Below are 24,185 nucleotides of genomic sequence, written 5' to 3'. Positions count from 1 at the left end.
TGATAAGTTTTCGTTATTTTAACCATTCAATATGGAAGATAACATGATAAGGGCTTCAAGAGATACCCCATTAATTTCCAGTTTGGTTCATTGTCTTACGGATTACGAAGCTATATTTACTTTAACCCACGATGATTGGAAGCTAAAAATTTTAGATTATCCTTCCAGGGTTTCGTTTAATGCTGAAATGTATTAAGCCGAGTACATCAGCGTGGTGAGTGCTGATTCTCATTATGATCATCTTGAACTCTTAGATATGTGATATGTCCGCGCATGTTGATAAGGTTATTCAAGACTTAGTGACCCAACTTTACATTACGAAGATCGAATTCAAGAACAAGGCGAGAAGACCGAGAAGACCCTGGAAAATATCCTCAGCGTTTCGAATCATTATGCACAACTTTTTTGTAAATAATTATTCTCAAGGCCGAATAGAAGACCACTATCAATTTGCTCATTTACCTTGATTTTCTTTCGAAGATTTTCAATTTGAGTTAATGTTATGTACCGATCTCCTGTTCCAAAGTAAACAAACTTCACCACAGCTCGTTATTAGCGAACTTTGCCGAGTGTCCTCAGCCTCAGAAGTACGCGTATTTCCGCTTTTGGATGAGCAGGGTAGGAAGTTTCTGCTTCGCTCGGGGGGCAGTTATGGTTTTTTACAGGAACGAGATTACGGAATTGAAGTGCGGGAAGTTTGTTATAAACTGCAGAAAGTAAGTAACGCGATGTTGCGGATATGGACAAAAAAGTTGGCTTTATGATTTACGAATATTTGCGTCCTTTATTGTTTCAGTTAGAACCCGAACAAGCGCATTATTTGACCTTAACTGCTTTGAAATCATCTTTCCGTCCTTGGATGATCAAACGATATCTACAGCATTTTCCACAAAAACCTATCTCAGCGTTTGGTTTGCAATTTCCAAATCCGGTTGGGCTTGCAGCAGGCTTGGACAAAAATGGTGATTACATAGATCCATTACTTGGACTTGGTTTTGGTTTTGTGGAAATAGGCACAGTGACTCCAAAATCCCAACCCGGCAATCTAAAGCCCCGCTTATTTCGTCTATCAAAGGTACAAGCGTTAGTTAACCGTTTGGGTTTCAATAATGCGGGTGTTGATTATTTCGTGAAACAACTCAAAAAGCGAAAAGTAAAGGGTATTGTCGGGGTAAATATCGGTAAAAATTTAACAACTTCTTTGGAAAATGCTTATGAGGATTATCGATATTGTTTTCAAAAAACATATCCTTACGTAGATTATGTGACAATAAATATCTCTTCTCCCAACACTCCCGGCTTACGAGAATTGCAATCTGAACAATATCTTTCAAAATTACTCAGTCAGCTTAAAGAAGAACAGCGTCGGTTGGAGGACCGTCATCAAAGACATGTGCCATTACTTTTAAAAATATCGCCGGATTTAACGCTGGAACAATTAAAAGTCATCGCATTGTTATCTTTAGAACATCGTCTAGAAGGCTTGATTGCTACGAATACGACTAATAGTCGTCAAGGAGTGGAAGGGTTGATGCACGCAAATGAAAAGGGTGGGCTCAGCGGTAAGCTACTTTTTCCTAAAACCCTTATCATTATTAAACAACTTCATAAGTTGGTGCAGGACGCTGTTCCGATTGTTGGGGTGGGAGGGATTTTTTTTTCTGAAGATGCTGAAGCCTTTTTAAAGGCAGGAGCTTCTTTAGTTCAAATTTATACGGGCTTGATCTATCAAGGGCCTGGAATTGTTAAATCAATTGTTAGTTCATTAAGTAAATAACAAGAAATTAGCTAACAAGAAATTAGCTGCTCCAAAATCACTAAACAAAGAGTGCTAGTCGTAATACTGAAGAATTCAGTCTTTCATGTTGTCAACGCCTGAATATAAATGAACTTTCCAATGAATCGAAGTTGGAAGCAGCAGACTTTTATACCTCACAATTATTTCACAAGCGTAAAATAGTTTAGCAAGATTGCCGTCAGAGAGAGCCGGGTGGTTGTTTTTTAACTTTTTTAAAATTTCAAAATTAATATTACCCCCCTATTACGTCTTTCAATGCTTCAGCTGCTACTATTTTTTTGTTGGAGAGGGTAATCCTCAATGGAATAAACCTCTTATAGGAAAAACCGGAGAATTATAATTTTCTTTTTTATTTTTTTAGTGTAGCTAAATATTTCCCTAATAATTTTTTTGCTAATCCAGCTTAAATTGATAGGTTTAAAAATTTTTGGTGAAAAATATTTCAATATTAATCGTGAGTGAGCGGCTATAATTTGGTCAATCTCGGCTATATGATTAGAAGAATCCAGGCGTGCTAGTTTGTAATGAATATATAGTTATCAATTTTATTTGAGTCTTATATTTTATAAATTTTAAGTTTTGATAATCGTTTGTGAAAAAGCAATAAATTACTAAATAAGCGTATCTAGGAAAGAAAAGCTTTTAAAGTTGTTTCAGAAAATATTTTTTAATTAATTCCGAATCAAAAATATGGCGGTAACGAGAAAGGGATTCTAAAATAGCTTTAATCGCGGTTTCCGGATGCTTGCTATAAAGTCCAGAAACAGCAAGAGGGTTTCAATCGCTTTCTGGTAGAGGTTGCTATAACAACTTTAGAATTTTGGGATCAAACTTGACAAATGATAAAACTGGAGTAACAAATCCTGGACGAGATTAAATTATACTGGTAAGAAAATCATAATCGTGTAAGATATCGCTTTGAGTTAGCATTTTTCGAATCGTCAGGGGACCTAACATTTTTTTATGTTATTGCATAAATTCCATGATGACTCTGGCTACCTTCGAGTGGTGTGGTAGCGGGGCTTTTTATACGCTGTCACAGAAAACGTAAGTGATGCGGATCGTCAATTGGTAAAACTGCCACCGATTATATTTGGAAGATGAATGATACGGAGACGGCTATTTTAGCGGCACAAAGTAGTGAGGGCGAAGGGTTTTTAACTCTTAGATCGGATTTGTTGAAAAATACCAACGGCAATGATGGCGTGCATTGCGTTGGCTAGCACACACCTTTTAATAAGGGATCAACGGTCAAGGAGATGCTCGATTATATTATCTCTCAGCTTTCTAAAACCGGTGACCTTCAATTATCGAGCCGATTAGCTGCGGTACTGGGATGGATACCCATCATTAATCAAACGATAGGAAGTCCACTATCAAAGACTTATTTTAGAGGTGATAAGTTTTACGATCTTTTTGTGTTGTGGTGGAATACGATTCCACAGCAATGGCTTCCTGTGGTGGGTGGCCGAGGAAAAAGTGCTGAGGCGGATTGGAAAGCCAATAAAAGTATGCACCTAATTGTATGCACCTAATTAATCTTGTGGGTTGGGCGCGTGTTAGGCGTTTATACAGTATGACAGTCCTTAAGCAATCGTTTAAAGTGGATTCAAAAGCGCATTGTTTACTCATTTCGGATGCGAGTGTCTTTGATGATGGGAACACTGGTTCGTCTCGAAACGCAGGGTCAGTTGCGTGCCCCGCTTGAGAAAGACAAATTCTATTACCTAAAAAAATTTCACCTACGGGGGTAAAGCTTATGGATTCCTTAGGAAAGTATTACAAGGGTTAGTTTCTTGAATTAAGTGGCGTGGGATCCGGTGCGCATTTTCTGTTATCGGATTTTTCGTCTCATCCGCCGGGATCCTCTGTAAGGTCTGAGAAGCATGCGTTAACCATACTCAAACTTGCGTCGCACATTTACAGTTATGTGGAGTGGACAACCCACAGGCTTAGATGAACATTTTGCGCCATCGGGCATGACTTTTTTTCTACCCGCCCTCATGGGAAAACGGAAGAGGCAACTTCGGTAAATGAACAACAAAAAGCACAAGGAAAACCGTTTTCGATTTCTTTCGCCAACGACCTATGTAAGTGTTTTTGTGAAATTATAACGATGAGTATCATTTATCTTCCTTATCGGTTTTATCCACGGGGTTATCAGTTTGACACGATGTGCGCATTTTTTATTAACGGCTATCGAAATTCAATCGATATCGAACACCGGTGCGCTGGTAAAGATAATAAATCGCTGAATATTATGGTTACTTTGGCGCAACAATGTGTGTGTGTGTTTGTTTACACAGTTTCTCAACGCTATCCCAAGCGAAAAGAGTAGTTTGGTTTGGAATTGACAAAAATGCCAAACGGTTTTTGGATTACATTCCCCGATCAATGATTTCCAAGGTCAATCACTCCAATCTGTAAGTTCACTTTTAAAACAGGTCGATTTATCAACTTTCCGGAATGGATAATTACGATTTGTACATGGGCACGAACCCTGTATTTATTGCTTGGTAGGAGTATTCGTTAATTGATCCTTTGGCACTGCATTATTTAACGCCGATTTTAATAGAAGATAATAATTCTCAAGCATTTTTTCACACCGCACGGGCGTAATCATGCTTATTATCTCTATCAAAATAATCTAAATAATCCGAATTCGTATTTGCAACGGTTAACGGTAGACGATACCAAACGGCGAGATGGCACACCGGTAATTACCCCATGAGAAATCAATAAATTGCGAAGGAGCCGTATTTGAGAAGAGATGATTCAACAGGAATTTTATTGTTCGTTTGAAGCTGGCCTGCCGGGTGCTTATTTTTCTAAGGGGGTTGCGACGTGCCGAAAGAAGGACGAATAAAAGATTTTCCGATTTCCCGTTTACCCATCAATACGCTTTCGGACATCGGTATCAATCAAAAAACGGGACGAACGGCTATCTCTGGTAGGTTCAAAGGATACCCTCTTTGGATAAGCGTTATCGCGTTTTATTTATTACTATGAAAATTTCAACGAAGCGCTTAATCATTATGTGAAGGTACTTGAAAAAAATTAAGAAGCAGTTTTCATTTACGTACTGGCGCCATTATTTGCCGCATGATGCGAAAAAGCGTGAGTTTGTCAGTGCATGTTTAATCATTGAGAGTTATAGAACCTTATTATCCGAGCCCATAGAAAGTGTTCCCCGCATTCGTTACAAATCGGATGCCATTGAAATGGTGTGAGCCCTTATTGATCAGTATGAATTTTATGAAACGAACTCTAAGAAAGGGTTGGCAGCGCTTCGGCTTTATCGAGCTAAAGAAAATTGTAAAGACAAAAGCTTTAGCGGTCCGGTAAAAGACTGGACGGCACATGGAGCGGACGCGTTTATGTAATTTAATTTGCGCAAAGTCATGTGCGTTTAACAACTTAGCAAGGGCGGCTACTTTACGGTCAGATACAAAAATTGGGTTAAAAATGATTAATGATGTTGGTGAATTTTTAAAAAAACTGAAAGAAAGTCTTGTTATGGTCAGTTTTTTCTTGCTCAAACTCTTTGTCTTTTTGCTCACGAAAAATGGGTCGAACGATTTGTCCAAACGATGGTAAAGGTTTTTGAAAAGCCAAAAAAATGTTAGTAGTACCAACCGATGGGGTTGTTGGTGTGGTTTCCGATTTCGGCGTTATAATAGACGGGTATTTGGTCTCGGAGCATGTATTGCTGGCGAGAAAGTAGATTTTAATTGATCTTTATATGACTTATTATTTGGGTGTGTTAATGCACAGCTACATTAAAACGATACTGAATGATGTGTTGTGGGGACTTAAATGATTTAAGCTTTTGGTTTCGTTTTTAGAAACGCTATTTCGCTCGTACAAAGAGCGCAGTGAAAAAACGCATGACCTTAAGATTGGTAGAGATATAAGCGCGAAAGGAAATGGTGTTGTCTAAGCAAATGGTGATTGCGTAGTTGGAATTAGCGCAACTCATCGATAAAAATATCTGGTTATGCTATAGCTCTTTTTTAGTTTTTTCCTCACCCTTATGCTTATGCTTGGGTTTGATGGCTGCTCATGTGTCACTACATACTATCATTGTGGCAGAGTTTCACGCCCTTTCAAGAAAACATGTTGACGATGATGTTGTGCAGCGGTCTTTGGTCGACGAACAATACCCAGTTTTATCGGCAGTATCCCGCAAGCCGTGGCGGGAACTTTGTAAGAGGAATACTCCCCCCCCTGAGCCATCCTAGCTAAAGTAATATGTCAGACGAACCATAACGTTGTTGACGTTAACTTTTAGTGTGGGTATTACAGTAATTATATCATCGTTTATCTCCATCGATGTAGATCTAGTAGAGTCGACCAGTTTTCCCATAGCGGGTATAATCTTACTTCATACCTAAAATAAGGTGGGGCGAGAGCAGGGTCTTGGCACCGAATCCCATTAAACCATCCGGGTCGATAAGGTCTTATTACTCAGCGAGAAATTGGCAAAATAAGCGGGCAAATCTTCTCGTTCGACGTTTAGTGTCGAACTATAGGCATATTTAAATCGACTCCGCTGTGCCCCCGCTGTTTTAGGTAAATGTTACTGTTCTCGTTGACAAGCCAACCTAATTTAGCTAAAAGCTCCAATTGATGAGTGAGCTTTAGGGTCGATGTGGTGTATTAAAGGCCGCCTGATCAACAGATTGAGTATACTGTTTGTTTTGTTTGTAGTTAGTTAAATTGGGCGTTAACCGAAAGACCAATGAGAAAATGTTTATAAGTAAAATTATAGCTGAGACTAAGGTCTCGCGTTCCTCTTATCTTGTCTTGGAAAAAATACCATTGGGATCTGTAAATATCTAATTCCTATCATATCAGGATCTGTACTAGAGATTAATTGATAACTTTCTTGATTAACTTGGGGAATGACGACAGCGACTCCGAGATTCAGGTTGAGTCCAGTAAATGGCGTTGTATAATAAATACCCCCCTACTAAAGCAGATTTTAAAGGGCCTACTAAAGAGGTTAACCCTATTAAGGCGAAGAGAGACTTTGTTTTTTAGTATATTAGCATTTTTATCTCTATTATTTAGTTAGATTACTTCTAAATAATAAATGTTCCTCTCTATTAGTCAACATTACGAAAGAGTTGAAAGTCTACTTATATTTAGGAAGTAATAATGATCAAGAGTGTGATGTGAAGTTTTTTTGTTTCAGAGCAGGAAACGTGGATAGAGAAGACAGGCCAACTAGGAAAAAAAAGCCCAGATCCTACCTACCCATCAGTTTTCTGAAAATTTAAATCCTCTTTCTGAAGAAAATCTTCTTAACGAGTCACTAAGACATCGTCGCGCATTGAATCAAAACGACGAACTTTATGGTGCGCTTATCTGGGGCAATTTAATAAGGGCAGGAATTTTATTTAATGAAGGTACGGATATTTCTTTTCTGTCAGCTAACTAAAGGTGAGACGGGTTATAGCAAAATAATAAGCGGAGGATATTCGCATTGTATGGAATTCCTACGTGAAATAGAACTAACGTTTCTCATTTCTAAAAAAAACAATTAAAGCTTTTGGACAAGCAATGAAAAAAGGATATTTTGAAATAGGGAAATATCTTTTGACGAAGGTGCTTTCCGAAGAAGATTTAGTTAAATTTAATTTATTTAGATATACCGCTTTATAAAGCTATTAAAAATGGTCATTTGGAATGTGTACCGTAATCTAGTAATAAACGGAAAGCAGAATCCCTTTGGTGACAAATTTCCAGTTTTGATATTAGCTGCCTGATATCATCGTACGGAGATAATTAAATATTTGATAGAAGAATTATTAAGGTTGGCTCAAGACTAATCTTAAGCAAGTAACGAAAATAGGGGCTACAGCGCTTCATTATGCAGCGGGCAATGGTGATTTTTAGAAAGTGTGCAAGCCTGCTATTAAGAGCGTGGGCGCTAATCCTTTCGTTGTTTCAGGTTTAGAGGGCTCACCGTTATGGAGGCGAGGCCACCCGTCAGGGTCATTATTTCATGTTAGAGGAATTATTAGGTAACAAAAAGAGCCATGTTTCTATTAATTATTCTGTTTTTAAAGTTATTAATCGGTGCATAGAAATTTGTAATTACCAAGTTATCATATCAAGAAATTCCCGAAATAATTTCTGAAGAAGAAAAAATCCAACTACGACAAGGAAAATTAGTAATATTTAGAAAATGCGAGGAGGAATGGTAGATTCTTTTTGGCGATGAAAAACGAAAAATTCATCATGAACGAATAAGGGGGGGATATAGCGATATTGGATAGGATGGCGAATAAAAAATTAAGTGATGAAAAATCTCAAGTGAGCTTAAGGGGTCAGGAATTGGAAGTAATTAAATTAAAAAGAATTTCTCAGCTTTTGGCAGAATAGATACACGGTACGAGGAGATACTCTCATTTGTCAGGTGGCTCAACAGGGTCGGTCATTTCGCCTGTATGCAACTTTTGGTAGAAAGCGGAGCCAATATTATGGACCGCAGACCCGATGGGACAACCACTGCTTTATTTAGCAGTTGCAGAGAATGGGAATTTTATTTGAAACTATTGATAAAGGTGCTGATCTTCTCGCAGAAAGGGGCGATGGAATGACCCCCCTTAGTAGCAGTAGCTAAAAAAATGGGTATGAAAAAAGTTTAAATTTTTTATTGGGCCACCCTGAGCTGAGGTTCGAAATGAGATCTATACCACATGAATCAGGGCGAGATGGCTTTACGTACTGCTTGAATCATGGGCAGGAGCGTTCTGTTCACCTTCTACTAAAAAAGGTTATTTCACCTAATTATCTGCTATAAGAATAGCATTTCTCTTTTAGAAAGAACTTTGCAGAAAGCTCACCAAACTGGAGAGTTTCTGAAGGCAGTCCCCCCCCCTAACGAAAAATTTAAGAAAAATTAGAGCAGCTGAAAAAAGCTAAGAATTTGTTTTATATGGTTGCATTATTACAAATATATAATGCCACTCCAGTAGCGCGTTGCACGGAGCTCTGGCACAAAAATGTCGAGAAGGGCTCCAGATGGCGATCAAAGAATTAGGTGAGAATTCCAAGGATCAAAAGTTCCAAGAACGCTGTGAACGATTACTTGGTGATGAGAAACTTCTTTGTGTCGGGATTAGTCTGTTTCCGCCCATTCGCCAGAAGGAACTTCCTCCTACTCCTGTTCTCGTTGCAGTTGTTCTAGTTGCTGTTGTTTTACGTCTCTATCGCAGATCTATGTTTGGCGTGCACATGGCATGAATTATTGGTTGAGTCAGATATCAGAGTAAGCTAACATTACCAACTTAATAGGGCTGGGTGGCAGAGTGGTTATGCAGCGGCCTGCAAAGCCGTATACGCCGGTTCGATTCCGGCCTCAGCCTTGCTTAAAAAATTAGATAGATTTCTCTGTCTATCTTTATGCCCGGGTGGCGGAATTGGTAGACGCAAGGGACTTAAAATCCCTCGGGTGAATAACCCGTGCCGGTTCGAGTCCGGCCCCGGGCACCAGATTATATTGAGGTTCCTATGGCTCTGGATCTAAGTAGATTAGGTAATCTGCTCATTTGAAGAAGAGATTGATTATTTTAACAACCTTTCTAAAAATATTGCCGCCTACATTATTGCCGCCCACATTGTTCGTGATTCAGTTAGTCAGCGTTTTGAATACACTTATGAGTTGGGTTGGAAATTATTACAGCGTTGGATAAAGTTAAATGTTGGGCCCGAGGAAGCAGAGCCTAGAACTAAGAAAGATTTATTTCGATTAGCAGCTAAAAAAATTGATTAACAATCCTTCTCTTTGATTTGAATTTAATGAGACCCGCAGCCCACTCATTAACAATGAAAAAATAAAAAATATGTTTATGATATTGCCATCCAATTTTCACCAGCAGTGAAAGCTTCGCTCAAAGAATTAGAGCAAAACAATGATTGACTTAGATTTAAATTCATTAGCATTAATAAAAAAAGATTTTAAAGAAACACTTGCCGGATATAGATGAAAGTTTTTTGTTTGCGTGAGACTGGGCGAGGGAAAACATTTTCTGATCAAGATCTTGTGGTAATAGGTGCTAAACCAATTCCCATTGAAACCATAAATGGGTTGAAATTTGAATTTTCAAATTCCGATTTGCCTATTTTAGTTGATATCGTAGACTGGAATGCTATTCTGAAGAATTTCGTGAAAAAGTTGCAGGAGGTTGTGTAACTTTGATTACAAAGTAAAACACCTTCGTAACCTATAGACTAGCGCAACCAGCCAAGCCACCATACGATGACTGTTCGGTTATGTGTATTGTGTAGGATAACTACCGTTCAAGAGGTGGAGCACTGTCAATACTGTCTAGTTCCTTGCGTAATTTTTTATAGCCTATCTTTATTAAATTTTCTCAAACAGAGCGACCATTGAAATTTTGGCAGCCAATGTTAATGCCATATCAATATCGGTAGATATACCTGCTGTAGTAATAATTTTTCCAGGCTCTACGATTTTTTCTTGTATTTCAGAGACAAAGAATTCCCAAGTCGTTACTAAAATTTCATACATTTATGATATAGAAAAAGCGTATATTTTGCAACCTTAGAGCTAGTATTAAACAAATAGTATATACCTTGAGTGTGAGAAATTATTACGTGACTTTTGCGTGACTAGTACACACTCGTGCTTATTTATACGCATATTTTAGAGGGTCCGTGGATATAAAAGTAAGTTGGTGAAAAACTTTTACAACGTATGTCTCATTATGATTCTTCAAAAATTATTATCTTGGGGTGTGCAATTAGCGCAGAGTTGATCCATAACTCAAGCTAAAGTGGTAAAAAAAGAATGGATGACTTACTCATGAAATTAAATTTCATAGAAGCTATTTGAAACATCATTGTCTAAGTTAGTACTTAACGTTAATTAGTTTTTTTAAAAATTCTCTTTCATATACAAAAGGAATTATGATGGAGAAATGAATCTATGATGGTAACACTAGCCGTCATTATAGTTAGCTTACTTATTTTTTTAATAAAAAATTGCGAGATAAAGAATTGTTGGTTAGAAACTGTTACGACTTTATCTTCGATTATTAGGGGTAGCTTTTTAATTTCTGATCCTTTATTACTAAAAATCGACGGTGTTTTGGTAATCTTAATTATGGCTGGAATGATATTAATCATTTACGGTTTGGTCGGGAGTATTCAATAATATTAATCATGTTAAATCCGAGATAAAAATAATTTAAAAAAAAACTGGTTGGATCCCTAAAATTGATTATTTATCAGATCCTGTACTTGGCATAGATAGCCCATATTATTAGCATCGCATTTTATTAAAAATTACTAATCGCGTTTTTATTGAAAGGAATTAATCTTAAAGGTAGTGCTTAGGAAAATGGTCTCGCAACATTTATTCTTTTATTTATAGGCATATATGGATTTTATAATAGGAAGGTTTTTGGAAAGTGCTAAGTATGCTCATTATTATCCAAGGCTTTAAAACGTCCAGATATATTGGCGAAGAACACAACTGAGAAATACGTATTAAAACGATGAGATATGCTCAATTAATTTCAGGAATAGTTTATATTCTTTTTGTGGAGTTCTCAGCTATTCTTTTAAAGAATATTAGCAACGTAAGTGAAACAATATCTATCGATTTAAGGTAAAATATATCATATTTTACCTTATGAATTGATAATCGTAGCAATAATAAGATAATTTAGTGTCACTATTGATGATACTGTAAGAGGTGGCAGATTATTTTCTGAGGCAATAAACAAAAAATATCCAGCAATTTAAGCTATCTCATTATGGTTCAGATTCGTATTGCTTTAATATGGCTAACCAATATTTTCTAAATTATGAGTATTATTTCAAAAGGTTTCGCTGCATATTATAAGTGTTCAGTTAATTTTAATTTTACTTTTTTTAAATAAAAAAACAATACAATTTAATTTTTTTATACGATTTTCTTTTAGTATTTGTGCTTCTTATTTTATTTTTAGGTATACCTTTTGAGTCTACGTAATAGATTTATAAGCGATCCATTTAGCATATATTAGAACTTAAATTTCTTTTTGATATCTAAATTGTTTTTGGTATTAATTATTTTATAAGATGTAATTGAAGTTAGAAAATAAAAAAAATCATTTTATCTCATTTTAAATCGAGCTCTAAAAGAGCTAAATTAAAGAATCAAGATAAGCTAGTATTTCGAGGCTTAAAAAAATAATTGAGCTATTTATGTAGTTAGCGGAGTGATCTTTTATTCCACGATCAATATTCTTAATAATTATAAAGTCCTTGATATGGTTTTTTTTAAACAAAAACGATTTTGCTTTAGGATACTCTTCAGAAAACTAATTAAACTCTTTAAATCCTGTTGATAGACTTGTTCGCTAATTTTACTTCAAAAGCTACTTTTATATGCCCTAAACAAAGTCTACCTCAAATTCTGGTTGGTACGCCAATAGGTGATATCAAATTTTTTTGGAAATTTAATTTATAAAAATATGCCTTCAGATAAAATCGAGTATTAGTATTTAAATAACCAGAAAAAATAGGAAAAAGTTACTCAAATTAAAATACCAATAGAATTTTAGGTACTAAATTTTTGTTGGCTTTTTAATATAAAAAGTTTTGCATTTTTTTTAAATAAGCTAATAGATGTAGCAAAGTTCGCCAAATGGGCGATAACTAACAATAATTTTGTCTTTTTCAAGTTCTCCAAGTTTCGTGGTGAAAATTCTTTAGGTAATTTTTGGAATTTCACGGCGTAGTTCCTTAAATAGTTTTATATTTTTCAAAAGATAGCATAAAATAAAAAATTTCTATTTCCCACTCTCCACCTTTAATGTTGCTCTAATAGAGGAATTTTATTATATTTTTAATTAAATAAATGAAATAATCAAACTAAAGGATAAAGGATAACTGAGATAAAAAAATAACTGGATAATGCCTTTCTAGAAAATTGGCCATGAGGTAAATAGTGAACTTGGGCTGATTATAAATTGCTATTTTTCATTCTGACGTTGGTGGAATGGTACTGCTTTTTGAACAGCTTCAGCCATGAGGGAAAAGGATTTTTAAGTGGTGGGTTAGTGGGTGGGTTAAGTGGAGATATTTATCAAAATATTGTTCATCAGAGCGGATTATAAAAACTTTTTGTTCTATATGCGGTTCTAATTTGGTGAGTATATGGGAGCATAAGCTGGATTATATAGGATTATCTATTGATGCACTCGAACAAGAACTCGATAGTTGACCATCAATGAATATAAGCGTCTTGGTATGAAATTACTGGACGGACTACATCAATATAATGAATGGCTAACAAATTGGCCTAGATTGACATACAAGGAAGGAGATTTGTCGTTTCAGCCTAAGTGAACTCATTAGGAGAGATCTAGAGCAGGGACTTAATGTCTTTTAAAAGATAAGACATTAAGTCTGTTTTAAGTAAGTGTTTAACAGTTTTCTGATGTTATCCAACTTTTGGAAATCGCCTCTGCTTGTTTCTTTTCGTCAGATATTTTTTGATACTTAATTTCTAAAAAGTGCAATGGATGTTTGTAAAGAGTTTTAGAGCCCACTTTAGACCTACTAGAGAGATGGAAAAATCTATATGTTCTTCTAATATTTTCTCTATTGTTTTTATTTCATTAAAATGTTTTAAGAAACTAATGGTTAAGATAGAAATGATATCCTATTTTATTTGATAATGAATATAAATTTTAGTGACTGAATTTTATTAAAAATCTCATAATCTTTTGCATGTTTAGTTATTATTTTTTTTCAAATTTTAAAGAATGTTCCAATAGTTGAGTACATTACTAATAAATTAAAGGTGGGTTCAATTTAGTGAAATATAGTAAAATATAAAAGATAATCCATATTTTTGCGATCAATGTAAAATTTAATAAGTTCGCATAACAATTTTACATAAAGCATAATTGGTAGATCCATTTTTAGAAACTAGAAACTAGAAACTAGAAACTAGAAACTAGAAACTAGAAATATGATTTTTACCTTATATTTTTCTTTCAGGTAATGCTCATTTTAGGTAATAAGTCTATATGTTATTTTGAGAGTAGCGTTTAAAAAAAGTGACTAACTGCTTTTTATCAAACTAAAGAGCTTCTAGTCCAGAATAATAATCTATCGTTCCTGTGATAAAATAATCTTTTAAATCTTTTTCTTTAAGATCTTCTAAAGAAAAAGTGGGATAAGCTTCGGAATATTTTTAATGAAAAATTTTTCTAAATAATTTTTATAACGTTTTTTAAGTTGGTATAAATAATCAGAAAGCATTATTTTATATGAAAAAGATTCGTTCTAAGATTAATTAAGAATATTTTTAGATATAGTTATCTAAAAAAATAGTTAGAAATTAGTAACTTGATCCGCCTCTTTTTTATTCCCTTTCGTATAATAAGATAGGATAACTATTTCCAAAAAAAAATAATCGACTATAAAATGTAGGTTTATTAAATAAAGATATTTCGGCAAGAGTTTGTTTTATATTTTTTTCATGTAGATCTTTTCTTCGTTTTGATTGAGATCTACCTTGTTGTTAGTAACATTTAAAATTGTTTTTTCTTTTTAAACTCTGTTTTAGGATAGGGTAGAGAATTTCTTTTTTTACCTTTTGACAGATTAAATTTACCTAAACGATGAAAAATTTCTTTTAATTTTTTTCTAGTTTTCTTGGTTTCTTGATATTTGTCAGAAATGTTATAAAATCGAGCAGAAGATTTTAAAAAAAAGCATAAGCGTTTTTTAATAAATTTTTATTTTTGTTATTTTTAATTTCTTCTTTTTCTGACTCATCGATTAAGTCTTGTTCAAAATTATAGTAATAATTCAATTTAATTTTATTAGTTTCTTTTTTGCCAAGAGTGATAAAATTTTTTAATTTGCTATAAAATATCTTTACAATACAATTAAAAAATATATAAAATCTAAAAATTCTTTCGATTTTTTAGATTTTATAGTGGTATAAAAGTTATCAGATTCTACATAGAAAAATTCTAACGACGTTGTTATTTCTTATAATTTTTTAATCATTTTTGAGAATTTTTCTTTATTAATTTGATTTTCGGTAAGATATTTTTCTTTAGTTTGAAGTATCTCTAGCCATGCTTCAAGAAAATATTGGTTAAGAACATCGTTAATTATTCCCTTTTGCCGATTTGTTTGAATGAGTTTATAAATATTTTTATATCTTTCCCGAACGTTTTTGAATCCTTCTCACCCCCTTGTCTATTTTTGAGCTGAATTATACTCATCATTTGTATCTTATAGAGCCTGATGTAGGTTAATTTCTAATTTCAAGTTGTGTAGCTAATCTTTATTGTTAATTTCATTTTTTATTTTCCATTTTTTATTTTACTCAGAATGTATTTATTCCGGTGCATTGTAATAATTCTAATTTAAATAATTATTAAGGAAATTTTGTTCTGGATGATATTTGGAAAAATTGAAAAGATTAACAAAGGGGTTTAAAAGGGAATTACATTTACCTTGTTAGAAAAATTAGCTGAGGCTGTAATATTATTAACAGTTATTGAGGATGGTAAGCCACAACGGGAGAAAAAAATCAACGTAAATTAAAAGACATCCCAAAATCAGACCGAAGAAGCCAAACAAAAAAGAACTTTGTTCAGATCTTTTTCTATTAAGCTTTTCGAAGCATTCACGAAGATTACTCAAAAAAGTCCAACAGCTAACATGAAAAGGCCGATAATAGTGACTCCAATTTGCCAGCTTGGTTCAAAACTGTTATTTTGCATGAACGCTAGAGAGTCAAAAATGATGGGGAGAACACCACCCATAATATAGCCTGACTCATTGTATATTTATATTATCTTGATCATATTTTTGGCATCGTCCATGTTGAACAGAATTCCCACCAGGGAAGGGACAAAATAATAGAAACTAAACGGAAGCAGTGAGCAAAAATTAAGATATGAGAATTTTTTAATCTCCATTTTTTGTCTTTAGGTGTTGTCTCCAGACGATATTAACAATATATTATGGCAGAAAAAAGTACCCTACCAGATAAAAAATTGGTTAAATAATGAACTATGGAAGTTGCGATGATTGATAAGAGAAACGCAAAACTTTGTAATTCTTTGAAAAAAATGGTGAAGTTTTCCTTATTTGGCCTAAGCATCTTAAGTGTCCTTACTTTAGTAGGCTGTCGTACGATGATGACTGGCATTCTGAGTCCTACAGGGGTAATAACCTACGAAGAAAAGCAGTTATTTTTTGATTCGCTTGCCTTGATGTTAATCGTAGTCATACCCGTTTTCATCATGAGCTTTACCTTTATTGTTCGTTACCGCGCCAGTCATAAAACTTCAGATTACCAGCCGAATTGGGGCCATAGCGTTTTGTTAGAAGCGATATGGTGGGGCATTCCAATGGCCATTATTTTTGTTCTGGGCATTATAACGTGGACAATGAGCCACAAATTAGATCCTTATCGCCCTATAATAATAAAAGGGGCGGGGAAACCGATGGTGATACAGGTAGTAGCTTTGCCCTGGAAATGGCTCTTCATTTATCCAGAACAAAATATTGCTACAGTTAACTATTTAGAGATTGCTAGGAGTAAGCAGGTTGAATTTATGTTCACTAACGATAACGTTCCAATGAGCGCTTTTTTTATTCCGCAGTTAGGAAGCCAAATTTATACCATGGCCGGAATGCGAACACGCTTGCATTTAATTGCTTCAATAGATGGAACTTATGAAGGGCTTGATAGCCAATATAATGGAGATGGATTTTCGGATATGTGTTTTGATGTGAAAGTGGTGGAACCGAATGAATTGCAACGTTGGTTTGCTGAAGTTAAGCGATCAGGTGAGAAATTAACCACACCCATGTACCAAAAGCTTATTCAACCTTCTATCAAAGAACCTGTGCATTATTATTCGTCAGTAGTATCTAATTTATTTTCACAGATAATGATAAAGTATATGAAAACAACTAGAATGTCCACTCAGTGCGAACATAAAGAGTCTCATTATTAATTTTTAATAAAAGGATCAGCGATGTTAAGAGAACTTTTTTTAGGTAAATTGACATTTGATGCTATCCCTCTTCATACCCCAATTATTATGGGCGCTGGCATTTTCATGGCTGTGTTTTTTTTTGGAGTTTTAGCGTTTATCACGATTACTAAAAAATGGTCTTACATCTGGCATGAATGGGTAACTTCCGTAGATCACAAAAAAATTGGCATCATGTATGTTCTTTTGGCCGGTGTCATGTTGCTGCGGGGGTTTTCTGATGTTGTATTGATGCGTTCGCAGCAAGCTATAGCAGCAGGCGCGAATATTGGTTTCTTACCTCCCCAACATTATGATCAAATTTTTACGGCCCACGGTGTTATTATGATTTTCTTTGTGGCCATGCCATTAGTATTTGGTCTTGCCAATATTGCTTTGCCACTACAAATCGGTGCCAGGGACGTCGCTTTTCCTTATCTTAATTCCTTCAGCTTTTGGATGACTTTTGTTGGGGCGATGTTATGTAACATTTCTCTCGTTGTAGGCGATTTTGCAGGAACAGGTTGGTTGGCTTACCCTCCACTTTCTGAATTGTATTATAGCCCCACAGTGGGCGTGGATTATTTTATTTGGTCGTTACAGATTGCGGGCGTAGGGAGCCTTCTGGGGGGTATTAATTTCATTGCGACTGTGATTAAGATGCGTGCTCCGGGCATGACTTTCATGAAGATGCCTATTTTCGTTTGGACGACATTTAGTTCAATGATTCTAATTGCTCTTGCATTTCCTATTTTAACTGTTAGTTTGGCCTTGTTAACACTCGATCGGCTTTTAGGAATGCACTTCTTCAGCCAGTACGCTGGTGGAAATATGATGATGTATATCAATTTAATTTGGGCCTGGGGACATCCTGAAGTTTACATCTTAATTTTGCCTGCTTTCGGTGTGTTTTCCGAAGTTGTAGCTACGTTTAGTCAAAAGAAATTATTTGGTTATGTGACGATGGTTTATGCCACTGTTGTTATTACCTTTTTTTCGTTTATCGTTTGGGTTCATCACTTCTTTACCATGGGCAGTGGGGGAAATGTGAATGCCGTTTTTGGTATTGCAACAATGATTATCGCTGTACCTACTGGAGTCAAAATTTTCAACTGGCTCTTTACCATGTATAAAGGCAAAATTATTATGCGCACTCCAATGCTTTGGGTATTTGCCTTTTTTATTACTTTTTCGATTGGAGGAATTACAGGGGTATTGATGGCTGTGCCGTCTATCGATTTTCAGGTTCATAATAGTCTATTTTTAGTTGGGCATTTCCATAATGTGATTATCGGTGGTGTTCTGTTTGGATTTTTCTCCGGATTAATTTATTGGTTCCCGAAAGCTTTTGGTTTTCGACTTGATGAACGCTTGGGAAAATGGTCTTTTGTTTTTTGGGTAGCGGGTTTTTATGCTGCATTTATGCCCCTTTATCTTCTCGGGCTAATGGGAGTAATGCGCCGACTCAATCATTATGCGGATATCACCTTGCAACCGTATTTCGTTGTTGCGGCTGGTGGTGCAGCTCTGATTATGATCGGCATCTTATTGCAAATCGCTCAGATTATCGTGAGCATCAAGAATCGTCATAAGTTGCGTGATAATACTGGGGATCCCTGGAATGGTCGAACTTTGGAATGGTCGGTGGCTTCACCTGCGCCGTTGTATAATTTTGCTTTTATTCCGAAAGTGGAGGAAAGGGATCAATTCTGGATTGAAAAACAAGAAGCGAAAAAGAAAGGCCGTCCCTGGCGTGTCAATCCACAAGATATTCAATATAAAAATATCCATATGCCAAAAAATACTTCAGCCGGTTTCTTTATCGCTATGTTTTCTGGGGTTTTTGGATTTGCCATTATTTGGCATATGTGGATCCCTAGCATTCTTGGATTGATTGGAGTGATCGCTACCGTAATTACTCGAACTTTTAGTCGAGATATTGATTATTATGTTAAAGCCGAAACAGTAAAACAAACTGAGTTACGTCATTATGAGGAAGCATTATCATGAATACACACGCGTCAGCTACTACTAGACCTGATTACCATCAGGATTCAGACGCAACGGATATTTTTGGTTTTTGGCTTTACATTATGACTGACTGCATTTTATTTGCTTCGTTATTTGCTACCTTTTTGGTATTACATCATCCCGGAGCGGTTGGTCCTTCGTTAAAGCCATTCATTGATTTGCCTTATGTTTTGATTGAAACCTTCTTTTTATTGGCGAGTAATTTTACTTATTGCTTAGCCATATTTGGAATTAATAAAAATAAATTGCCCGCTCTCATATTCTGGTTGGTATTAACTTTTATATTAGGTGTCGGATTTGTTATTATGGAGGTGAGAGAATTTATTTATTTAAGCGCTGAGAACTATGCCTGGAACGTGAGCGGTTCTGCCTCTGCCTTTTTTACCCTTGTAGGAACGCATGGTTTTCACGTTACGATGGGCTTGTTGTGGATATTGATTATGATCATTCAATTACCGATTTTGAAAATTAATCGAAATACAGCAAGACGAATGGTTTATTTGGGTTTGTTCTGGAATTTCTTGGATATCGTTTGGATTTTCCTTTTCACAATTGTTTATTTAATGGGGGTCATATTATATGAGTGAGATACTCTCTGAAGAAACGTACGGCACTGGAAAGAAAAAATTAAGTATATACATCACTGGAATGATCTTGTGCGTGATCCTTACCTTAATCTCTTTTATGACTGTAATGTACACGACGCTCTCTAAAACGGCGCTGTTGGCCATTATATTTGTATCTACCTTTGTCCAATTTATAGTTCAGGTTATTTTCTTTTTACGATTAAACGTAAAAAATGAACAAAGTCAAATGAATTTAATGTCTTTCGTATTCACCATAGTGATATTAGTCGTATTGATTGGTGGTTCTTTGTGGATTTTGTGGAGCTTGCATTATCGAATGATACATTGATCGAAAGTAAGAACTAAACAACCCAATTTTATGAGCTACAAACCCTAAGCTCATATATCAAGATAAAATTTTTCATTTTAACAATGGTTTAGGGTAGATTGGTGCCCTAGATGCGTAATCTACCAGATTTCCTGGTTCTAAACAGCGTAGAATGGCTCCTATGTGGGAGGGAATGGTCTTCAGTGACAAAGCTATTCAATTCCGCTCTGTTCATTCGTGTTTTAAGACGTGAAGGTCGTAAAAAAAGTAAAAAAAATTACCTCTCCGTTACTTGGTTTTATGTATTTGACAGAATAAATTCATAAAAATGAAATTATTTAAATCTCTAATCTCTTTTTTTTAGTAAATCTTTGTAGTACGGAATGCATATCTTTATTGCTAAAGAGAAAAAATAGCTGTTTTTTTAGATGCTTCGCTAAAAGAACTTATTTGTTCTCAGGTCAATGCCTGATATATTTTTTTTATATTGAGAAAAAGAGTGTTAGATTTTCTGGAAGATAACAGAGTAAAATAAGTCACAATATCGTCCAATCTGTCTGATGCGTACAGCAATTTTAAAAAATTAGGGGAAAGCAGAAAACCTTTTTCAATAACAAGTCTCACTTATTTTTGTTTCCTTGCTAAAAAGCATAATCAAACAGCGTTTTCTCTATATGGGGAGGGGGAGGCGGCGTACTTCTGCTTTCTTCTGCTTTCTTCTGCTTTCTTCTGCTTTCTTCTGCTTTCTTCTGCTTTCTTCTGCTTTCTTCTGCTTTCTGATGTAGACATTATGTCGTATTCGGCAAGCCGTTTCTTTTCGGTCCCTAACGTAATCCTATTTCAATTCTATTCTGTTCATGGAATACAAAAGGTTGTTACGAGTTACTGATTTAATATAGGCTTTATACCAACTCTTTGTAGCAACGATCCCATACATCACAACGTTCAGAAGGCTGGGGTTTATCTGCTTTGGAAGGGATCGTTCAACCTCGATACCTTGATCGATTAAAGTGACAACCACTTCCATGTAATCATAGTCAATGGCTGATTTGAGAAGAAATTGCATTTTTTACGAACAGTATCGTAATACATTTCAGGCTGAAGCAGCCAAAGTGGCTGTGTTGAGCTTTGTCAACGACGCTTTGTATTTGTGTGTTAATCAATAATAAGTGTAATGAAGGCTGCAGCATTCGATGTTTCTTATTATTTTCTTTTTCTAAAAGATGCATAATCGCTAAATGAGCCAGCTTTTTTCTCAAAAAATAAGATCCGTTCTAAATGAAGTCGAATAGCTTGTGGAAACTAACCATTAATCTACAAAATGGTCGTCACATTGTTTCATTAAATCAGAAAATAGCCAAAATCGACATCCAATTCCAAAATGGTAGTTTTGTATTTAAATAGAATGAATATTAATCGCCCATTTTTTTTGTCAATAGCTCTTTATAAGAATTCCCTTTTTTTCTCAAAGTGATGGAAGATTATTAATATAAGCAGAGAGCTTCGATCATCGACCACTATCTATAATCGCTTTTATCTCATCAAGATTCTTCAAGCTAGCGCATCGTTTCGTTAATTCAGCCACGATGCTGGATTTTTTCAAAGGCAAATTTAAATGCGGGAACAGAGACCTTAAAGGGAATGGGTACTCGGCGATCGCTACGTGAAGTGGTATCGTATTGAGAAAGCTGACTGCCTTGCGTTTCTATATCAATCCATTCATCCTAGCGTCCACCCACAATAATGTACAAGTCGTCGGCTATAAATCCACTTCCAAAATTACAGCCTTAAGCTATTTTCGTTCCGTGTCCAAGGCATCACATTGTTCTCCCACATCAAGCATGATTTCTTCGTGCCAGGCATTTGGGTTACGCCCGTTTTTAGGAAAATTTTTACAACCTCAACTGCATCTGATTGAATCCCAAAGTATAATAGGCTTTCACATTCTCGTCGTTGGGATTCATATTGTTCCTCTATCCATTCCGCTATCCTTTCTAAATTAGGCAAAAAGAATAGCATTTTCTTAAGTTTTCATAATCTATTTCTTCAGATAAAGAAGCAATTTTTGAAAGTACCGCTAATTCTCCAATATAAATAGACTTTTTTTCAATTTTGTTTTTCTCGTAATATGAGATAAAAAATATTGAGCTCATCAAGGTCTTCTATTTTGAGAATACTTGAAACGAAGCTTTCTTAGTTTTGTTTTAATAAAGGATTGAGTTTTTCTATTACTGCGATGTATTTATAAGACAGTATATTATTCTCAATCAATGATTTAATTGCTCTCGAAAGGGGATATCTCAGAAAGAAAGCGTCAAAAACAGCAGGGGGTTTTCTTTGTTTCTTTCTATCTCACGGAGAAGTATTTTTTGCATTTCATCAAGTTCTGAATGGCTCCAAGGCTGGAAAGACAGCCAATCGTCCATTTCATGAAGTTTCCGCTGTACTGTTTCGGAGGCTAGCACCCCGGCCAAAATCCCGCCCTTAATTTCGACGCAGTATTGCGCATCGATACGATCGACTGCACTGGAAGGATCAAGAATAATATCAAAGACACTTCCGATTGTTTGCCCGTTGTGCTACAGGTTTTAAATTTTATTTTTCGAATCTGTATCCAGTGATGCCCACTATTCAGAAAATAGCGCAATAGCAGCATAGAGGCGGATGGCCCTGCTTGCAGTTCGGAACCACTATAGGTTTCTATCTCACTGAAGCGAACCATTACGTAATTCCGTAAGTGCGCTTAAACAAGAAACTCGCCGTTGTTTCTCTCGTGCTCGGTGCGAAGCTTCAACATGGGCAACTAACTGAGTAATTGAAGGTGCTCGAGCTTTAAGGAAGGATAATATTTTCTCTAAAAACTTTTTCCCACAAAGGCTAGAGAGGGGATCGCTGGATTTCGATATAAGATCAGGATTATGTTCACCGCCTTTCAGGGCAAGATAGGCATTTGTAATGATGAATTCGTAAGCTTGAATGGACCTATTATCTGATATTCTAAAAAAAATCATTGGAATCGTTGTTGTTTATATGCTTTAATTTACCTGACTTGTTTCAGACAGATCAATTTCGTCTGTTATGAGGTTATTTTCTAATGCTTTCTTTTGATTTGCTCTGATTTGGTGAAATGGGATGCTTAGATTATCCATTACTACATAGAAAACAGGGGTTGCTTGCAGGGTGATCAGTTGTAAGAAGAAATAGTCCAGCAACCACCGCAATTCCTAAGGCACTACGCGCCTCTCTCTTCGGGCCGAGCCAAAGCGGGATAGAAATCGTAGCTACCAAAGCAACTAGTGTAGTCATTATGATCAGTCTAAAACAAATTAAACAGGATCGAATATTGGCTTCTTTAGCAGATAAATTTTGATTTTGCTTAGCTTCCAAAGCAAAATCAACCATCATGATTCCATTTTTCTTTGTTAAACCAACAAGCATAATCAAACCGATAAAACTAAAAAATTTAATTCGTGGTGGTGAAGCACGAAAAGCGAAAGTAATGCGTCAAAAGCAAATGGTAGAGCGGTTAAGATGGTGATGAGACTAATAAAATGTTCGTAGAGAATAGCGAGGAGAACCATGTAGATCACAAGCATAGTAAATAGTAATAACAGAGGTAAACTGGTAAGTGATTGTTGGAATTTTTGAGCGGTTCCAACAAAAGATCCTGAGACATTGGAAGGTAATATTTGTTTGGCTAAAGTATTAATCTGTTGTGTGATGTTGCCTAGTAAATAGCCGGAGCGACGTCAAATGAAAGCGTGATAGAAGGTAAATTAACCATAATGGCTGATAGACAATGGACCTACGCTTTCTGTTTTTTTAACTACAGAGAGAGTACTTAAAGGCACCATTTGACTCGTGACGGGAGCGCCGTAAATTTAATCAATTTATATCGCTGGGACTCTTTTTATAACTCGGATCGATATCCATGATGACCTTGTAATCACCGCTTATCGTCCATGATACTACTTATTTCTCTCCCTCAATATACAAGATTATAGGGCTATTTTGATTTGTGCTGGTGTGATGCCTAAAGCCGCTGCTCTGTCCAATAATATATGCAATTTCATTTCAGGATTGTTTAATTGCAAATCCGAATCTATACTATGAACACCTTTGAATTAAGCTATTTGCGATTGCAATTTTTTAAGCAGCAGTTTCTAGTTTCTAATGAATCCCAATCGGTACTCTGAAGCACGTATTGGTAATTGCTGTTACTTATTTTACCTCCAATTCTGATAGCATGAGGATTGGTTAGAAACACTTTCAACCCAGAAATTGATTTTAATTGCTGACATAGTTGTTGAATAATTTGATCCGCATTTAATTTTCTTTGATCCGTTTGGTTTAAGATGAATAATAAGTCGCCTGATATTACTACTATTTATAGCGCTTACGCCTTGTCCTACGGAAGATACTAATGA

Annotated in this window: 18 protein-coding genes, 2 tRNA genes and 2 pseudogenes; 17 read left to right on the top strand and 5 right to left on the bottom strand. The window is 35.6% G+C overall.

The window, feature by feature from the left end; all coding sequences use genetic code 11:
• The first annotated feature begins 569 nt into the window (after positions 1-569).
• The 11 genes and pseudogenes from CleRt_RS12015 to CleRt_RS04920 all read left to right on the top strand — a co-directional run bounded on the left by CleRt_RS12015 (position 570) and on the right by CleRt_RS04920 (position 10,001).
• Positions 570-764 (top strand): hypothetical protein, encoded by a 195-nt coding sequence (locus tag CleRt_RS12015; RefSeq protein WP_235378874.1) that lies wholly within the window; start codon positions 570-572, stop codon positions 762-764.
• On the top strand, positions 761-1,777 hold the full coding sequence (locus CleRt_RS04960; protein ID WP_048875795.1) for a quinone-dependent dihydroorotate dehydrogenase: 1,017 nt from the start codon (positions 761-763) through the stop codon (positions 1,775-1,777). Before CleRt_RS12015 ends, CleRt_RS04960 begins: the two co-directional genes overlap by 4 nt.
• A gap of 1,121 nt (positions 1,778-2,898) precedes the next feature.
• Positions 2,899-3,021 carry a hypothetical protein gene (locus tag CleRt_RS13350; RefSeq protein ID WP_306686603.1) on the top strand — a complete coding sequence of 41 codons (123 nt, stop codon included), beginning with the start codon at positions 2,899-2,901 and terminating at the stop codon, positions 3,019-3,021.
• Between the two features lie 36 nt (positions 3,022-3,057).
• The gene (locus CleRt_RS04955; protein WP_048875300.1) at positions 3,058-3,333 is read left to right on the top strand and encodes a hypothetical protein; all 276 of its coding nucleotides are present in this window, start codon (positions 3,058-3,060) and stop codon (positions 3,331-3,333) included.
• 581 nt (positions 3,334-3,914) lie between these two features.
• Positions 3,915-4,136, top strand: coding sequence for a hypothetical protein (locus CleRt_RS04950; RefSeq protein WP_048875299.1), 222 nt, complete (start codon positions 3,915-3,917; stop codon positions 4,134-4,136).
• A 506-nt stretch (positions 4,137-4,642) separates the two neighbouring features.
• Positions 4,643-4,807: a hypothetical protein gene (locus tag CleRt_RS10570; RefSeq protein ID WP_162198819.1), complete on the top strand. Its 165-nt coding sequence runs from the start codon at positions 4,643-4,645 to the stop codon at positions 4,805-4,807.
• A 4,023-nt stretch (positions 4,808-8,830) separates the two neighbouring features.
• Positions 8,831-9,052 (top strand): hypothetical protein, encoded by a 222-nt coding sequence (locus CleRt_RS04935; protein WP_048875296.1) that lies wholly within the window; start codon positions 8,831-8,833, stop codon positions 9,050-9,052.
• A 51-nt stretch (positions 9,053-9,103) separates the two neighbouring features.
• Positions 9,104-9,174 (top strand) — tRNA-Cys (locus CleRt_RS04930).
• Between the two features lie 39 nt (positions 9,175-9,213).
• Positions 9,214-9,301: transfer RNA gene (locus tag CleRt_RS04925), tRNA-Leu, on the top strand.
• Positions 9,302-9,319: 18 nt separating this feature from the next.
• Positions 9,320-9,728 (top strand): annotated as a pseudogene (locus CleRt_RS09145) (nucleotidyltransferase substrate binding protein).
• A 63-nt stretch (positions 9,729-9,791) separates the two neighbouring features.
• Positions 9,792-10,001: a hypothetical protein gene (locus CleRt_RS04920; RefSeq protein ID WP_235378872.1), complete on the top strand. Its 210-nt coding sequence runs from the start codon at positions 9,792-9,794 to the stop codon at positions 9,999-10,001.
• A gap of 171 nt (positions 10,002-10,172) precedes the next feature.
• On the opposite strand, the gene CleRt_RS10145 is transcribed toward CleRt_RS04920, so the two are convergent.
• The gene (locus CleRt_RS10145; protein WP_157870847.1) at positions 10,173-10,340 is read right to left on the bottom strand and encodes a hypothetical protein; all 168 of its coding nucleotides are present in this window, start codon (positions 10,338-10,340) and stop codon (positions 10,173-10,175) included.
• A gap of 417 nt (positions 10,341-10,757) precedes the next feature.
• On the opposite strand from CleRt_RS10145, the gene CleRt_RS10565 reads away from it, so the two are divergent.
• The 6 genes from CleRt_RS10565 (at position 10,758) to cyoD (ending at position 19,779) form a co-directional block, all read left to right on the top strand.
• Entirely contained in the window at positions 10,758-10,985 is a 228-nt protein-coding gene (locus CleRt_RS10565; protein WP_048875295.1) for a hypothetical protein, read from the top strand.
• Positions 10,986-11,313: 328 nt separating this feature from the next.
• Positions 11,314-11,445: an Aq_097 family APC-type transporter gene (locus CleRt_RS14575; protein ID WP_503465672.1), complete on the top strand. Its 132-nt coding sequence runs from the start codon at positions 11,314-11,316 to the stop codon at positions 11,443-11,445.
• A gap of 4,431 nt (positions 11,446-15,876) precedes the next feature.
• Positions 15,877-16,815: a COX aromatic rich motif-containing protein gene (locus tag CleRt_RS04910; RefSeq protein ID WP_200899548.1), complete on the top strand. Its 939-nt coding sequence runs from the start codon at positions 15,877-15,879 to the stop codon at positions 16,813-16,815.
• Between the two features lie 21 nt (positions 16,816-16,836).
• The gene (gene cyoB, locus CleRt_RS04905; RefSeq protein WP_048875294.1) at positions 16,837-18,843 is read left to right on the top strand and encodes a cytochrome o ubiquinol oxidase subunit I; all 2,007 of its coding nucleotides are present in this window, start codon (positions 16,837-16,839) and stop codon (positions 18,841-18,843) included.
• Positions 18,840-19,451: a cytochrome o ubiquinol oxidase subunit III gene (gene cyoC, locus CleRt_RS04900; RefSeq protein ID WP_048875293.1), complete on the top strand. Its 612-nt coding sequence runs from the start codon at positions 18,840-18,842 to the stop codon at positions 19,449-19,451. Before cyoB ends, cyoC begins: the two co-directional genes overlap by 4 nt.
• On the top strand, positions 19,444-19,779 hold the full coding sequence (gene cyoD / locus CleRt_RS04895) for a cytochrome o ubiquinol oxidase subunit IV (RefSeq protein WP_048875292.1): 336 nt from the start codon (positions 19,444-19,446) through the stop codon (positions 19,777-19,779). Before cyoC ends, cyoD begins: the two co-directional genes overlap by 8 nt.
• 814 nt (positions 19,780-20,593) lie before the next feature.
• Here the strand turns inward: cyoD and CleRt_RS04890 are convergent.
• The 4 genes and pseudogenes from CleRt_RS04890 to CleRt_RS14125 all read right to left on the bottom strand — a co-directional run.
• Positions 20,594-20,824, bottom strand: coding sequence for a hypothetical protein (locus CleRt_RS04890; RefSeq protein ID WP_048875291.1), 231 nt, complete (start codon positions 20,822-20,824; stop codon positions 20,594-20,596).
• A gap of 1,639 nt (positions 20,825-22,463) precedes the next feature.
• A complete protein-coding gene (locus CleRt_RS04880; protein ID WP_048875289.1) occupies positions 22,464-22,769 on the bottom strand; it encodes a hypothetical protein in 306 nt (101 codons plus the stop codon).
• A gap of 130 nt (positions 22,770-22,899) precedes the next feature.
• The gene (locus tag CleRt_RS13345; protein ID WP_306686843.1) at positions 22,900-23,226 is read right to left on the bottom strand and encodes an efflux RND transporter permease subunit; all 327 of its coding nucleotides are present in this window, start codon (positions 23,224-23,226) and stop codon (positions 22,900-22,902) included.
• Positions 23,199-23,489 (bottom strand): annotated as a pseudogene (locus CleRt_RS14125) (efflux RND transporter permease subunit); the annotation flags it as partial. The gene CleRt_RS13345 and the pseudogene CleRt_RS14125, both read right to left, overlap by 28 nt.
• Positions 23,490-24,185: the final 696 nt, after the last annotated feature.

This window comes from Candidatus Coxiella mudrowiae (genome assembly GCA_001077715.1).
GTDB classification, from domain to species: Bacteria; Pseudomonadota; Gammaproteobacteria; order Coxiellales; family Coxiellaceae; genus Coxiella; species Coxiella mudrowiae.
Note: the sequence above shows the minus strand (reverse complement) of the source record. Positions and strands in the feature narration are given on the sequence as shown.

Bases quoted from the DNA above. Each gene is read 5' to 3' on its own strand.
- CleRt_RS04960 (WP_048875795.1), top strand. From the start codon at position 761: ATGATTTACGAATATTTGCGTCCTTTATTGTTTCAGTTAGAACCCGAA.
- CleRt_RS13350 (WP_306686603.1), top strand. From the start codon at position 2,899: ATGAATGATACGGAGACGGCTATTTTAGCGGCACAAAGTAGTGAGGGC.
- CleRt_RS04955 (WP_048875300.1), top strand. From the start codon at position 3,058: ATGCTCGATTATATTATCTCTCAGCTTTCTAAAACCGGTGACCTTCAA.
- CleRt_RS04950 (WP_048875299.1), top strand. From the start codon at position 3,915: ATGAGTATCATTTATCTTCCTTATCGGTTTTATCCACGGGGTTATCAG.
- CleRt_RS04935 (WP_048875296.1), top strand. From the start codon at position 8,831: ATGGCGATCAAAGAATTAGGTGAGAATTCCAAGGATCAAAAGTTCCAA.
- CleRt_RS04920 (WP_235378872.1), top strand. From the start codon at position 9,792: ATGAAAGTTTTTTGTTTGCGTGAGACTGGGCGAGGGAAAACATTTTCT.
- CleRt_RS10145 (WP_157870847.1), bottom strand. From the start codon at position 10,340: ATGTATGAAATTTTAGTAACGACTTGGGAATTCTTTGTCTCTGAAATA.
- CleRt_RS10565 (WP_048875295.1), top strand. From the start codon at position 10,758: ATGATGGTAACACTAGCCGTCATTATAGTTAGCTTACTTATTTTTTTA.
- CleRt_RS04910 (WP_200899548.1), top strand. From the start codon at position 15,877: ATGATTGATAAGAGAAACGCAAAACTTTGTAATTCTTTGAAAAAAATG.
- cyoB (WP_048875294.1), top strand. From the start codon at position 16,837: ATGTTAAGAGAACTTTTTTTAGGTAAATTGACATTTGATGCTATCCCT.
- cyoC (WP_048875293.1), top strand. From the start codon at position 18,840: ATGAATACACACGCGTCAGCTACTACTAGACCTGATTACCATCAGGAT.
- cyoD (WP_048875292.1), top strand. From the start codon at position 19,444: ATGAGTGAGATACTCTCTGAAGAAACGTACGGCACTGGAAAGAAAAAA.
- CleRt_RS04890 (WP_048875291.1), bottom strand. From the start codon at position 20,824: ATGCAATTTCTTCTCAAATCAGCCATTGACTATGATTACATGGAAGTG.
- CleRt_RS04880 (WP_048875289.1), bottom strand. From the start codon at position 22,769: ATGATTTTTTTTAGAATATCAGATAATAGGTCCATTCAAGCTTACGAA.